The following is a 14,182-nucleotide window of genomic DNA, read 5'->3' as shown; positions in this document are numbered from 1 at the left end:
GGGCAAAGTCATCTTTGCCCGTTTTTCTTTAGATGAGTGAGGTCGTTCGGTGGTTTTTCAGGTTATTTTGCCTATCTTGATATTGCTATTGATGGGCTATGTTTGTGTTCTCATCAAATTGGTAACGCCTGAACAGATCCGGGCACTTAGTGCATTTGTGATTAAAATTTCTTTACCAGCTTTTTTAATTCATTCTTTAGCAAATAAAAACTTACAGGACATTTGGCATCCTGCTTATTTTGTTGCTTATGGCGGTGGGTCTTTAATTTTATTTTTCTTAGCTTTTATTCTTTATCGAAAATATTTTAAAAATAGTTTAACCCATAGCGCCGTAATTGCGATGGGCGCTTCGATGTCCAATACTGGGTTCATGGGAACTGCTATTTTGACTATGTTGATTGGCAACCATGCAGCGATTTATATTTCTTTAACCTTAATCATTGAAAATTTATTGATTGTGGCACTCATGCTGATTTTGGCCGAAGCTGGTTTACATCAACAACAAAATCTTTTACCGCTTTTAAAACAAACCTTTTTGAATTTACTCAAGAATCCAGTGATTATCGCTATTTTGGTTGGGATGGGATGCATTCTTTTAGATGTTAATCTTCCTACGACTCTTGATCAGTCTTTAGAGTTACTTGGGCGCACGGCATCACCTTTGGCTTTGTTTGCAATTGGGGGAAGCTTAGTTGGGATTGGAATAACAACGGTAAACATAGAAAGTGTTTTATTGGCGACATTTAAAGTTATCCTGATGCCATCTGTTATTTTTGCACTCTTTTTAATCACTCCAGATGTAAGCCGTGAAATGCTTTACGCAGGAACATTAATTGCTGCTTTACCGATGCCAATTGCTTTTGGAATTTTTGGACAAGCATATGGTTTAAATGAAAAGGCCTTAACACCTTTAATGATTAGTACAGTTGTTGGTTTTATTGGGGTGAGCGGACTTATCGCTTTGTGGTGGTAAATTAAAAAGCCCCTTGCGGGGCTTAAGTCATTCACTATTTTTTTGGGGCTGGCTGTGCAGGAGTAGGTTGTTTACTTTTTTCTGCAATAATTTTATCAACCGAAGCTAAAGATTCTCTAGCATTGGGAACATTTTGGTTAGCTAACTCAGTAAAAATCTTTTTAGCCTGTGGCAAATTTTGTGGAATGATATTGCCATTGGCCATCATGGTCGCTAAAGCCATAGAAGCTGGTGCATAACCTTTTTGTGCAATTGATTGTAAAGACTCAATGCCTTGACGTTTCATGAGTGGGTTTTTATTTTCCACACCTTGGCTAATATCATAAAGCGCTTTGACCTGAATCGCAGGATAGTTGCCCTTTCTAATTAAAGGCGCTAACTTTTGCAGAGCGATTTGATGAGATTGTGGTTTTTTCTGAGCAAATAAAATCGTAGCAATTTTTACAGTCGCATCATCAGAACCTTGAGCCGATGCTTTTTGAATATATTGACTGAATTTATTACTATCTTTGGCAACGCCTAGTTCGCCTGTCTCATAGATTTGAGCGAGTGTATAACTGGCTTGGGCGTAGCCTTTATTAGATGCATCTTCATAATACTTAAGGGCTTTAGAAGAATCTTTTGCTGTGCCTTGCCCAGTTTGGGTCATGTAACCTAAGTTATAGATGGCTTGAGCATTACCCGTTTGAGCTAGGCGTTGCATTTCCTGAAATGCAGCTGGGTAATTTTTTGCTGCATAGAGTTGTTCAGCTTGTTTAAAAGCATCTGTTTTAGCAGCCGTCGTAGTGTTATCTGCCGCAAAAATTGATGCAGTTGAAAGGGTGATTAGGCTTGCGATTAGTAATTTCTTCATTTCTTTTTAACCTTTTACTTCGTAGCTACATCATTCCATTGATGCATTAAATAGTTTCAAGTTCTCATCATAAATCTTGAACGCTGAAAGTAAACAGCCGATTTGTATATGAAGCACTGCACTTTGGGCAAATTATGGAGAAAATAATAGCCACTCTGAGCAAAAGTTCAGAATGGCTGTTTGTGTTATTTTGCTGACTTGAGTAATGCCTCAATTTGTTTAGCATCACTCGGTACACCCGCGATTCTTTGACCATCTTGTAAGAATAGAGTAGGTGTTCCATCAATATTTAATTTATTACCTAAAGCTATGTTTTTCTGGATTGGTGTCGAACAGTTTTTGCTGGTCGTAGGTAGCTTGCGGTTAAGCATATAGTTGGTCCATGCCTCTGCCGGATTCTTTGAACACCAGATTTGATTTGAAACTTTTTCGGCGTTCGGATGCAAACTGGTAAGAGGGTAAAGGAAGACATATATCGTTACGTTGTCTACTCCAACCATATTTTGTTCTAAGTGTTGGCAATACGGGCAGTCAGGATCGCTAAAGATATAGATCGTACGTTCGCCTTTTCCTTTTACATATTTAATCGCTTGATTGAGCGGTAAGCTTTTAACATCAATCTTACCCAATTCAGCAATTCGCTCATCAGTCATATTTTTTTGTTGTTTAATGTCGACTAAATTACCTACAAAAAAATACTTGGCTTCTTGATTGGTATAGACAATACGACCGCTTGTATACACTTCATAAATGCCTTGTACAGGAGATTGATAAACACCCTTTACAGGCAAATCGGGATAATTTGTCTTAAGATTTTGTTCAAGTGTTTTAACATCAGCATGAGCAGAACCGAAAATAGCCAAACTCAACATGAGTGTAGCAAGTTTAGTCTTCATCTTTTTTCTCTTTAATTTCAACAGGGTTAATGATGGCATATAAAACTTAAAAAATTGACGTTCTAATTTAATGAATTCATTAGTATTTTGTATCTATAAAAAAGCCCACAAGTTTATAGGTGGGCTTTCCAGCTTAAGCAAATAATGAGTTATTGTGGTCTGGCAACATCACCGCTTAAGGCTTCAGGTAAATCAAGAACTTGAAGGCCCAGCTCTTCTAGAGCAGCAGGTTTAGCCACAACTAAAGCAAGATAACCTTCCTCATTTGCAACACTATTGACGACTTCAATATCGTTATGGAGTTGAGCTTTCGCCGCAGGGGCTTCACCTGTACCTTGCACTAGATGTAACCAGTGTTTTGGTTTTGCTTTAAACCAAAGGCGCGCCACAATTTCCTGACCTAGGTAACAGCCCTTATCGTAATTAACGCCTTCGCGTTGATGTAAACGTAATTCTTGAGGTTGAAACTCGTGTTCTGTTGCCTGTGTAATCCAAGCTTGGCCAGAAAGAATAGCTTGTTTCTGCCATTCAGAAATATCAGTTTCTAGTGCAGAAAACTCAGTCTGATGACCAGAGATTTTTGGAAAAGCAGGACCTTCTTCACTCAAGGTCATTTTCGAAAAAGCACCAAATTTTTTAATATGTTTGGCAAACTCTTCTGCTTGATCTTGAGCAACTACGATTTCAAAACTTTCAGCATTAATCTTTTTTAACCACAAGCCAAAGTGGATACGACCTTTAAGATCACAGATGGCTGTATAGCGTGTTTCATTTTCAGCTAAACGTTCAGTATCTACAGTAACTTGGCCTTGTAAAAACTTTTGTGCATCTACACCGTTTAAAGCATATGACGAGAAAGCGAGCAGACTCATGATTAATCTCAAATTCAATATGTTTCTTTATGATTGCCGACTATTTTGCTCCATTTTTACTAAAAAATCAGCCATAGTTTTCGTATTTTGATTTTGCATAAAAGATAGCTTTTCTGTTTAAAAATACACCAAAAATATACGTTCGGATGAATCCGAAGGTTTAAGCTAATAAACATAATTTCGATAATTCAAAGGAAATTAAAATAAGGAAAATAATGATGGCAACAGGTACAGTGAAATTTCATCGAGTGTTTAAAGCACCAGCCGAGCGAGTTTATCGTGCATTTTTAGATCCAGATGCTTTAGTAAAGTGGTTACCACCTCATGGTTTTACCGCAAAGGTCCATAGTTTTGATTCAAGTGTGGGTGGCTCATACAAAATGAGTTTTACCAATTTTTCGACAGGTTCAACACATGCTTTTGGTGGAACCTATGTTGAGTTAGTTCCAAATGAATTGATTCGATATAACGACCAATTTGATGACCCTAATTTACCCGGTACGATGCAGGTCACCATTACATTAAAAACTGTATTGGTGGGTACAGAAGTGCATATTACGCAAGAAGGAATACCGGAAGTTATTCCTGTGGAAGCCTGCTATTTGGGATGGCAAGAATCCTTATCTTTACTTACCTTATTAGTTGAAGCTGAAATCCCTGACCAATAAACCTTCTAAAATTTTAATTAAATATTTAAAAAGTGAGTGGAGCTAAATCTACTCACTTTTCTTTTATAAGATCTATCCAAAATAAAAAATATTGAATGATTTTATAGGGCTAAAATATAAACCATACATAGAGAAAGACGATGGATATACACATTAAAAGAATTTATGAAAATGCTGACCCTAGTGATGGAAAGCGTATTTTAGTTGATCGTCTATGGAGTAGGGGAATTAGCAAAGAAAATGCTCATTTAGATTTATGGCTAAAAGAAGTGGCTCCTTCAACTGAACTTCGGAAATGGTTTCATACAGCAACGCCGGATCATTGGGAAGAATTTAAACAGCGTTATTTAAAAGAACTTGAGATCAACTTAGCAGTTAAAGAATTACACGAGATCGCATCGAAGCATAAAGTCACGCTCTTATATTCAGCAAAAGATGTTGAAAATAACCATGCAATTATTTTGAAAGAATATTTATTAAAGAAAAAATTAAAGTAAATGTATAAATTTTTTTTTGGTAAAAGTGTTTTATTTAAAACTTTAAAAAATGAGTCATATCTCGCATAATATACTTTTTGAGATTTTTTTCATGTCTTTGCCAAATTGCCCAAAATGCCAATCAGAATATACTTACCAAGATGGCGACTTATTGATTTGTCCTGAATGCTCAAATGAGTGGAAAGAAGGAGATGCTTTAGCAACTGAAGAACAAGAAATTATTAAAGATGCTAATGGAAATATTTTAGCCGATGGCGACAGTGTGACTGTAGTTAAAGACTTAAAAATTAAAGGCTCATCTTCAGTGGTAAAAGTAGGCACGAAAGTAAAAACGATTCGCTTAGTTCCAGATGCAAGTGATGGCCACAATATTGATTGTAAAATTGATGGTATTGGGCAGATGAAGCTTAAGTCTGAATTTGTAAAAAAAGCTTAAACTGTTAATTTTCATTACATTTCAGTAGAGATATATACTTATATCTCTACCTTTTAAATTTCTAACATCATTATAATTTTATTACGAAAAAGTATAAAAAATGGGCTATTCAAGGAATGATCGCCCCTTTATATTGTCATAAATAACAAATAACTTTCGTCCAGAATAATAACGAAAGTCATACCCACACCAACAAAAAAATGAGGTTTTTATGGCAGGATGGTACGAAATTTCACAAGCGAGTGATGGACAATACCGCTTTATCTTGAAGGCAGGAAATGGTGAACCTATTTTAAATAGTGAGCTATATAAGGCAAAAGCTTCTGCTGTAAATGGTATTGAATCAATTCAGAAAAACAGTGGTGATGACGCGCGATATGAGCGTTTAACTGCAAAAAATGGAAAGCCTTATTTCAATTTAAAAGCTGCAAATCATCAGATTATTGGCACGAGTCAGTTCTATGCGAGTGAAGCTTCACGAGATAAAGGAATTGAGTCTGTTAAAACCAATGGTTCATCAACGACCATTAAGGATTTAACAGTTCAGGCATAAAAACTCAGTTAAAAAAAGCAGCTTTTAAAAGCTGCTTTTTTTATTTATGTATGTAATTAACGCACTAATTTAGCTAAAAGTTCTTCTTTAGTTAAATTGCTCGCTTCAGCATCACGACGGCCTTTATATTCAAAAGTACCAGCATCAAGACCTTTTTCACCAATCACAATACGGTGTGGAATGCCCATCAATTCAAGGTCAGAGAATTTAACACCTGGACGTTCGTTACGGTCATCAAGCAACACATCAAAACCTTGAGCTTGAAGTTCTGCATAAAGAGATTCTGCTGCTTCAAGAGTACGTGGAGATTTGTGCGCATTCATTGGAACAATTGCAATTTCAAAAGGTGCAATGGCTTGTGGCCACATAATGCCTTTGTCATCGTAGTTTTGTTCAATTGCAGCTGCAACAACACGCGTGACACCAATACCGTAACATCCCATAGTTACTGTAAATGGTTTGCCATCTTCACCTAGAACTTTACAGCCTAAAGCTTCTGAGTATTTAGTACCAAGTTGGAAAATATGGCCTACTTCAATACCACGTTTAATTTGTAGTGTGCCTTTGCCATCTGGAGATGGATCGCCTTCAACTACATTACGCAAATCGAAAACTTCGGTAATTTGTGCATCACGCTCCCAGTTTACACCTACAGCATGTTTGTCAGCTTCATTTGCACCAGCAACGAAGTCTGAAAGAACAGATGCAGCGCGGTCAACAATCACAGTTAAGCCCTTTTCGACTAAACCTTGTGGACCTGTAAAGCCAGCAGTTAAACCAAATGCTTGAAGTTGTTCTTCAGTTGCAAAAGTAAGAGGCGTAGCCACTAAAGGATGCTTCTCGGCTTTAATTTCATTAAGTTCGTGGTCACCACGTACAAATAGAGCAACGACAGGAACCTGACCTTTTTCGTCAGCCACGCCTTGAACCAATAATGCTTTAACAGATTGCTTAGGATCAGCATTTAAGAATTGGCAGACATCATCAATCGTTTTCTGGTTTGGTGTTTCAACCAATTTAAATTCTTGAGTAGGGGCTGCACGTTCACCGACTAAAACAGCCTCAGCCATTTCAACATTCGCTGCATAATCAGATTCAGTTGAAAATGCGATGTCATCTTCACCACTTGAAGCCAAAACGTGAAACTCATGTGAAGCTGAACCACCAATTGAGCCTGTATCTGCTTGTACTGGGCGGAAATCTAAACCTAAGCGAGTGAAAATACGGCTGTATGTGTCGTACATCACGTCATAAGTTTCTTGTAACGATTCTTGAGTTGCATGGAAAGAATAAGCATCTTTCATGATGAACTCACGTGAACGCATTACACCAAAACGTGGGCGAATTTCATCACGGAATTTGGTTTGAATTTGATAGAAATTTACAGGAAGCTGCTTATAACTTTTGAGTTCGTTACGCGCCATATCTGTAATAACTTCTTCATGCGTTGGTCCAAGTACAAATGGGTTCGCATGGCGATCTTTAAAGCGTAATAGTTCAGGACCGTATTGTTCGTAGCGACCTGATTCTTCCCAAAGACTTGCGGGTTGAGTCACGGGCATGAATACTTCCATTGCACCTGAACGGTTCATTTCTTCACGAACAATTGCATCTACTTTTTTAAGCACACGTGTTCCCATCGGCAGCCATGTATATAAACCAGATGCCAATTTACGAATCATCCCCGCACGTAACATGAGCTGGTGTGAAATCACTTCAGCATCATTTGGGGTTTCTCTCAACGTTGCAAATAAAAAGCGGCTTGCGCGCATGGAAAAAGTCCTAAAAGTTAAGCGTTATAAAAACGCAGATTATACGATAATCGTTGCATTATGACATGAATCGTCGAGTTTGACGCAGCATAAAGTTTTTCAAGTCATCTAGATAAGTGAAAATGACGGGTACAACCACAAGAGTCAATAGGGTAGAAGTAATCACTCCCCCAATCACAGCGTGAGCCATTGGTGCACTTTGCTCACCGCCTTCGCCAAGACCTAAAGCTAAAGGAACCATCCCCATTACCATGGCGCTTGTAGTCATTAAAATTGGACGTAAACGTGTTTTGCCAGCTTGTAAAATAGCATCGTAACGGCTGACACCTTGATCCATCGCTTTCTTGATAAAATCGATAAGCAAAATAGCGTTTTTAGTGACAAGCCCCATAAGCATGATAATGCCAATAATGGAAAACAGGTTCAGCGTGCTTTGGAACAAGAAGAGGGCAAGGAATACGCCAATTAGTGATAATGGTAAAGAGGCCATAATCGCAGCAGGATGGATAAAGCTATTAAATTGAGAACCTAAAACAATATAGATAAATACAATCGATAGGGTAATTGCTGTTAATGCATATCCGGCAGATTCTGCCATATCGGCATTGGCACCTTGAGTATCAAATGTATAGCCCGCAGGTAGCTTAAACGCCTTTTGCATTTTATCGATGTCTTGACCAATATCGCCACTAGGACGTCCCGAGGTATTTGCCTCAATGAGTACTTCACGCTCAAGATCACGTCGATTAATTTGTGAAGCACCGAGTTTCTCTTCAGTTGTTGCCACTGCGCTAAGTGGAACTAAAATGTTTTGCCCATTGGCATTGGTTTTATTTGAGTTGAGATATAGGTTCTGAACATCTTGCGGAAGCATACGTTTATTTTCGTTTAAACGAACATTAACGTCATAGTTTTCACCATCCCTATCTTTCCATGTTGTCACATTATCACCAGCAATTAATGGACGAATCGCATTGGCAATTTGTGAAACAGATAGGCCTAAATCACTTGCCAGTACACGATTAATATGAACACCCAAAGTTGGTTTTGGTTCTTTCAAAGAGCTTTCTAAATCGACTACACCTTTAATTTTTTCCATTTCAGCGATAAAACGATCTGAAATTTTTTGTAGTTCATTTAAGTCTGTCCCTTTAATAGAAATCATGATTGGCTTTTGCCCACCCGAGACAGAATCTTGTGCTGCGGCAACAGACGTAACTCGAATGCCCGCTACAGTTTGCAACCGATCACGGAACTCATTATTGAGCGCATTAAGATCCTTGTTTCGCTGTTGTTTCGGCTTTAAGGTAACCCCCAAACCAGCGCGGTTTTTACCAGAATCAACCCCACTATTGACAACACCATAAGTTGAAACGACATCTGGAAATTGCCTGATAATTTGGTCAACTTGATGGAGTTTTGCTTGGGTATATTCCAAAGAAGCGTCTACAGGAGTTTCGAACTGAATCCGAATTTCACCTTTATCTGGGGTAGGTACAAATTCAGTTCCAATGAGTTTAGAAAGTCCTAATGCAGCAAATAATGAAGCGATTGCAATAATGACCGTGATGAAACGGAAACGTAGGGCTAACTTTAATAGCCTTTCATAAACATGACTAAGTCGATCTAGTAAATTAGAAATATGGTCAAAAAACCGTTGTAGCCAAGTATCTTTTTTCTTGACTGGATCTTTCCAGTGAGCAGAAAGCATTGGATCGAGTGTAAAGCTAATAAACATTGAAATTAGAACAGCGGTACTGACTGTTACACCAAACTGATAAAAGAAACGTCCAATCAGTCCGCCCATAAAGGCAACGGGTAAAAAGACTGCCACAATAGTAAGAGTAGTTGCGAGTACAGCCAAACCAATTTCTTTTGTCCCTTCAAGGGCTGCTGTGACATGATCTTTGCCAAGTTCTGTATGTCTTACAATATTTTCCCGAACGACAATCGCATCATCAATTAATAGACCAATACTGAGTGATAGGGCTAATAGCGTCATCATGTTAATGCTAAACCCAAAAGCCCAGATAAAAGTTAGGGTTCCAAGAAGGGTAATGGGTAAGGTTAAACCTGTGATGACGGTAGAGCGGAAAGAGCCTAAAAATAATAAAACAATTAAAACTGCTAAGGCAGCACCTTCAATAATGGTACGGGCAACATCTTTAATTGAAGCACGAATGCCTTTCGAGCTATCAGCTACGACTTTATAATTTAAACCCGCAGGCATCTGAGCTTTTAACTTCTCTAAAGTTTGATAAGTTTTGTCGACGACTTGAATTACATTGGCATCGGAACTTTTTAAAATATCAATAGAGACAGCCGTTTTACCATTATAAAAAGCGCTTGATTGTAGTTCTGCTTGAGTGTCTTCAACAGTTGCGACTTGCTTTAAAAAAATCGGTGAACCATTTTTATTGGCAATCACCAAATCGCCAAATGCAAGGGGATGAATAACCTTTGATTGAATCTGTACAACCAGTTCAGAGTTCTTTTGTTGTAAGGTTCCAGCAGGAACTTCAATGTTTTCATTTTTTAATGTATTAATGACCTGATCGATGCCAATACCGTAACTTTGCAATTGCTCAGGAAGAATTTTTATTCGTATTTGTCGTTTGGCATCCCCCAATAAATTCACATTACCGACACCTGAAACGGTTTTGAGTTGAGGCACGATCCGTTTATCGACATATGAACTCAATTGAGCCAAATTCATACTAGTAGATTCAAATACGACTGACATAATTGGACTAGAGGAAGGATCGTAGCGCTGTACAATTGGTGTATCAATTTCATCACGGAACTGTGCTGCGACGGGAGCAATTTTGTCTCGAACATCTTGTGCTGCAATGGCTGAAGATGTATCAAGGTTAAACTCTGCAACGACCATCGAAAAACCTTCACTTGAACGTGAAGTAATTTGCTTAATGCCTGAAATCGTATTAATTTGATCTTCGAGTTTTTTAGTAATATCTGATTCGACAGCTTCAGGCGATGCACCAGCATATTCTGTAGTGACTACGACGAATGGGAAATCTATATTTGGAAACTCTTCGACGGTCATCCGTTTCCAAGAAGCTAACCCGAGTACCATTAAGCTGATCATCATCATAATAGTAAAAACGGGGTATTTCACACTGATTCGAGTAAACCACATACGCTATTTGCTACCTTATTTATTTTTGTCGTTTGTAACCGTCACTTTTTTATTAATGTCGGAATCTTCAAATTGAATACGGCTCACCAGATCTGTGCTTTGCAAACCATCAATCAAAGCAATATTGTCGTTATAACGCTGTTCAATCACCCGAATTTTAACTTTTTGGATGGTGTGATTACGTACCACCCATACAAAAGGATCATGTTGCATATTTTGAATGCTGTCTAAAGGAATCGTTTGGCCTTGATTGGTATCACTACGAAGAATATTTCCATTAATGAAAGCCCCTATGCTTAACGAATCAATTTTTTCTTTAGGAACTGCAAAAAATTCGATTTGTCGGCTGTCTTGATCTGCAACAGGTGAAATACGAGTAAGCGTTGCGTTTAATTGTTTAGAATTTCCCTGAATCTGATATTGAATGCTGTTCCCTACCTTAAGCGCAGACTGCTGTTCAATCGGTAACTTGGCTTGTATTTCAAGTTGGTCTGGATTCACAATTTCAAATAATGTTTGACCAACCGATACAGTCTGACCAGGTTCTACTTGTCGTTTAGTAATCACACCTGAAATTGGGCTGGTAATAATACCGTCTTGATCAGCTTTACGTGCAATATCAACATTCGCTTGTTGAGCTTTTACACTTTCAAGTTGGCCTTTGTAGTCAACCTGACTTTGTTCAAACTCGACACGAGCAATAAACCCTTGATTAAACAGTCTTTGCTTTCGGTTCATTAAATTGCGTGCAAGTTCAGCTTGTGATTGAGCTGATGCAAGGTTGGCGCGCGCTTGTGCTAATCGTGCAACATTGTCCTGATTATTCAATCTCACTAAAACTTGGCCTTTTTGTACCTGTTGACCAACATTTGTAGTTACAGTGGTCGCCGTGGCGCTCACTTGAGCCTGAATTGAACTTTGCTGAACCGCACGAATGGTTCCCGTAAATGCGGTTTGAGAGTTAAGAGCTCCCTCTTTAACTGCAATCAGGTCTTGAGGAATGAGTTCAATTTTTGCTGGAGCTGGTGCCGTTGTTTTAGTTGTTTCTTGCTGATTACATGCAGCTAAAATCAAACATAAACTAATAATACTCAGTTTAAAAATAGTGGAAGGGGTGAGATGCATTTTGTGCATACAGCATCATCCTATAATTCAAATTTTATTTTGCCCCTATTCTTGATAAACCTTTACAGTTATTCAAGCTTTTTTAAACGTTCGATAATATTTTCATACTCGCTGTTGGTACGGTTGTAGGTCTTGGTAAGTGTTTCAATTGTTTGTTTGACCCTGTAAATATTATTTAGATTGTTTTCAATCAACGTCTTATGTCGCTCAGGAATAATTTCTCTCTTTCGGAAATATTCCATTTCTTGACGTTTAAATAAAATTTTGTCTTGTTGTAACTGGTTGAGTTGTTCCTGTTGATAGTTAATTTGCTTCTTTATAGCAAGTAATGCTTGATCTCTTTTAATCAAAGCTGTCTTACTATTGCTATAGGCTTTTTTTAATTTGATATCTAGTTCTCTATGCCGTGCTGATAATGCCCGTTGACTTGATTGATTTAAATCAGCCTGCGCATTATAAGAATGGTTTCTTTTAATCACTTGCATATTTTGATCTAGAACTTCATAACCATAACGAATATGGGCTGGTGTGACTGATGTACTGATATTGGCCGTACCCTGTTGATCATAATAACGATACCAGACCACTTTAGAAGTATCGGCTATAGCAAGGGTGGAAGCCCAGAAAAAGAGTGAACCGAAGGAAATAATGCCTATAGATACAGACAAGCAGTTCCTATAAAAGGCATATTTCATCCAATCATTCATTGAAAACCCCCAAAAAAGAAAGCTAAATCGCTTATTTTTAAATAATTAATCTTTATTATATTAGTTATTATTTAGCTGAATAAAAATATAGTCATTATAAAAAAAATGATAATTTCAATTAAAGTGTGATGAGGTTAAAAGTTATTGTTTATAAATGAGAAAGTAGACAAAAATGCCTCATTGAAAATAGACAGTGAGATATGTTAAAAATACTTATAAATGTGTAAAAACAAATTTAAGTTAAATTGCATTTATATTTTATATTTATTGGGGATGGAAGATTAAATGGAAGATGCATTCCAAAATCTGAAAGTAATGGTAATTGATGACTCAAAAACCATTCGCCGTACAGCCGAAACTTTATTACAGCGAGAAGGCTGTGAAGTGATTACTGCGGTGGATGGATTTGAAGCTTTGTCCAAAATTGCAGAAGCAAATCCAGATATTGTTTTTGTCGATATCATGATGCCTCGTTTAGATGGTTATCAAACTTGCGCTTTGATTAAAAACTCTCAAAATTATCAGAACATTCCCGTTATCATGCTCTCTAGTAAAGATGGTTTATTTGATCAGGCAAAAGGGCGTGTGGTAGGTTCAGATGAATACTTGACGAAACCTTTTAGCAAAGATGAATTGTTAAACGCGATTCGTAATCACGTAAGTTCATAATTAAGTAATTTAAGGGCAAAGAAATGACACGTATTCTCATTGTTGATGATTCACCAACAGAAACTTTTCGTTTTAAAGAAATTCTAACCAAGCATGGTTATGACGTACTTGAAGCATCTAATGGTGCAGATGGTGTAACTTTGGCAAAAGCAGAACAGCCTGACTTAGTGTTAATGGATGTTGTCATGCCAGGTGTAAATGGCTTTCAGGCAACTCGCCAGATTACCCGTGATGAAGACACTAAGCATATTCCTGTGGTAATCGTGAGTACTAAAGATCAGGCAACTGACCGAGTATGGGGCAAACGTCAGGGCGCACTCGATTACCTGATTAAGCCGATTGAAGAAAAGCAATTGATTGATGTAATTAAACAATTTCTAAAGTAACTCATCCATCCATAAAAACATAAATAACGGGGTTATATGCCCGTTTTATAGGATCGAGTATGGCAGCGAATGGATTTATCGAGTTACTTCGTTTGTCTAAACGGGGTAATAAGAATTACGCTTCAGTTCAAAATGAAGCACAGCGATGGTCAGGGATTGCTTTTGAAATGAGAGGGCAATACTTCGTCGCACCACTTGGGGAAGTGTCAGAAGTTATCTATCCACCGAAATATACGCCAGTTCCAAATGCTCAAAGTTGGGTGAAGGGTTTGGCGAACATTCGGGGACGGTTACTTTCGGTTTCTGATTTGGCTCATTTTATTTCAGGGCAACGAAGTACATTTTCGTCTGCCCAAAAAGTGTTATGTATTAGTCATCACGACCAGTATGTGGGGTTGGTTGTGGATCAGGTCTTGGGGATTCAGCACTTTAATAAAAAAAGTTTTTTTTCTCAAAGCTTAGACTTAGAGGAAAATCTAAAAGAATATTGCCAAGGTTATTTTCACCAACATAACCAGCATTGGCATGTCTTTTTATTTAGTCGTTTATTGCAAAACCCACATTACATGAATGCATCGACAAAATTTATAAACTAATTTTTACGCTGTGAAAAACAGA

General features: G+C 37.7%; 16 protein-coding genes. 8 read left to right on the top strand and 8 right to left on the bottom strand.

Annotation, left to right across the window (positions count from 1 at the left end; translation table 11 throughout):
- Positions 1-49: 49 nt before the first annotated feature.
- Positions 50-973: an AEC family transporter gene (locus tag F936_RS17970; RefSeq protein WP_005050030.1), complete on the top strand. Its 924-nt coding sequence runs from the start codon at positions 50-52 to the stop codon at positions 971-973.
- A gap of 34 nt (positions 974-1,007) precedes the next feature.
- On the opposite strand, the gene F936_RS17965 is transcribed toward F936_RS17970, so the two are convergent.
- From F936_RS17965 to F936_RS19130, 4 genes are all read right to left on the bottom strand, one after another.
- Positions 1,008-1,826: a tetratricopeptide repeat protein gene (locus tag F936_RS17965; RefSeq protein ID WP_005050028.1), complete on the bottom strand. Its 819-nt coding sequence runs from the start codon at positions 1,824-1,826 to the stop codon at positions 1,008-1,010.
- A gap of 185 nt (positions 1,827-2,011) precedes the next feature.
- A complete protein-coding gene (locus tag F936_RS17960) occupies positions 2,012-2,722 on the bottom strand; it encodes a DsbC family protein (RefSeq protein WP_005050027.1) in 711 nt (236 codons plus the stop codon).
- Between the two features lie 149 nt (positions 2,723-2,871).
- Positions 2,872-3,594, bottom strand: a complete 723-nt coding sequence (ygfZ, locus tag F936_RS17955; RefSeq protein WP_005050026.1) for a CAF17-like 4Fe-4S cluster assembly/insertion protein YgfZ — start codon at positions 3,592-3,594, stop codon at positions 2,872-2,874.
- Positions 3,595-3,653: 59 nt separating this feature from the next.
- Positions 3,654-3,770 carry a hypothetical protein gene (locus F936_RS19130; protein WP_080595482.1) on the bottom strand — a complete coding sequence of 39 codons (117 nt, stop codon included), beginning with the start codon at positions 3,768-3,770 and terminating at the stop codon, positions 3,654-3,656.
- 39 nt (positions 3,771-3,809) lie between these two features.
- On the opposite strand from F936_RS19130, the gene F936_RS17950 reads away from it, so the two are divergent.
- The 4 genes from F936_RS17950 (at position 3,810) to F936_RS17935 (ending at position 5,748) form a co-directional block, all read left to right on the top strand.
- Entirely contained in the window at positions 3,810-4,262 is a 453-nt protein-coding gene (locus F936_RS17950; RefSeq protein ID WP_005050025.1) for an SRPBCC family protein, read from the top strand.
- Positions 4,263-4,402: 140 nt separating this feature from the next.
- Entirely contained in the window at positions 4,403-4,759 is a 357-nt protein-coding gene (locus tag F936_RS17945; protein WP_005050024.1) for a DUF488 domain-containing protein, read from the top strand.
- Positions 4,760-4,850: 91 nt separating this feature from the next.
- Complete coding sequence (locus F936_RS17940) at positions 4,851-5,195, top strand: zinc ribbon domain-containing protein YjdM (RefSeq protein WP_005036305.1); 345 nt, start codon at positions 4,851-4,853, stop codon at positions 5,193-5,195.
- 211 nt (positions 5,196-5,406) lie between these two features.
- Positions 5,407-5,748 carry a YegP family protein gene (locus F936_RS17935; protein ID WP_004638995.1) on the top strand — a complete coding sequence of 114 codons (342 nt, stop codon included), beginning with the start codon at positions 5,407-5,409 and terminating at the stop codon, positions 5,746-5,748.
- 56 nt (positions 5,749-5,804) lie between these two features.
- Here the strand turns inward: F936_RS17935 and F936_RS17930 are convergent, their stop codons facing one another.
- The 4 genes from F936_RS17930 to F936_RS17915 form a co-directional block, all read right to left on the bottom strand.
- Entirely contained in the window at positions 5,805-7,520 is a 1,716-nt protein-coding gene (locus F936_RS17930; protein ID WP_005050022.1) for a proline--tRNA ligase, read from the bottom strand.
- Between the two features lie 58 nt (positions 7,521-7,578).
- Positions 7,579-10,677: an efflux RND transporter permease subunit gene (locus tag F936_RS17925; protein WP_005050021.1), complete on the bottom strand. Its 3,099-nt coding sequence runs from the start codon at positions 10,675-10,677 to the stop codon at positions 7,579-7,581.
- Between the two features lie 15 nt (positions 10,678-10,692).
- The gene (locus F936_RS17920; protein WP_080592465.1) at positions 10,693-11,802 is read right to left on the bottom strand and encodes an efflux RND transporter periplasmic adaptor subunit; all 1,110 of its coding nucleotides are present in this window, start codon (positions 11,800-11,802) and stop codon (positions 10,693-10,695) included.
- Positions 11,803-11,870: 68 nt separating this feature from the next.
- Entirely contained in the window at positions 11,871-12,509 is a 639-nt protein-coding gene (locus F936_RS17915; protein WP_005050017.1) for a hypothetical protein, read from the bottom strand.
- A 285-nt stretch (positions 12,510-12,794) separates the two neighbouring features.
- Between F936_RS17915 and pilG the strand changes: the two genes are divergently transcribed.
- Genes pilG through F936_RS17900 form a run of 3 tightly spaced genes read left to right on the top strand, consistent with a single transcriptional unit; the run spans position 12,795 to position 14,160 of the window.
- Positions 12,795-13,178, top strand: coding sequence for a twitching motility response regulator PilG (pilG, locus tag F936_RS17910; RefSeq protein ID WP_000389061.1), 384 nt, complete (start codon positions 12,795-12,797; stop codon positions 13,176-13,178).
- 23 nt (positions 13,179-13,201) lie between these two features.
- Complete coding sequence (locus F936_RS17905) at positions 13,202-13,564, top strand: response regulator (RefSeq protein ID WP_003655288.1); 363 nt, start codon at positions 13,202-13,204, stop codon at positions 13,562-13,564.
- Between the two features lie 59 nt (positions 13,565-13,623).
- Positions 13,624-14,160, top strand: coding sequence for a chemotaxis protein CheW (locus F936_RS17900; protein WP_003655289.1), 537 nt, complete (start codon positions 13,624-13,626; stop codon positions 14,158-14,160).
- Positions 14,161-14,182 lie beyond the last annotated feature (22 nt).

The organism is Acinetobacter calcoaceticus DSM 30006 = CIP 81.8, from assembly GCF_000368965.1.
Classification (GTDB): Bacteria; Pseudomonadota; Gammaproteobacteria; order Pseudomonadales; family Moraxellaceae; genus Acinetobacter; species Acinetobacter calcoaceticus.
The sequence above is the reverse complement of the archived record's forward strand: the minus strand, read 5'-3'. Positions and strand labels throughout refer to the sequence as shown.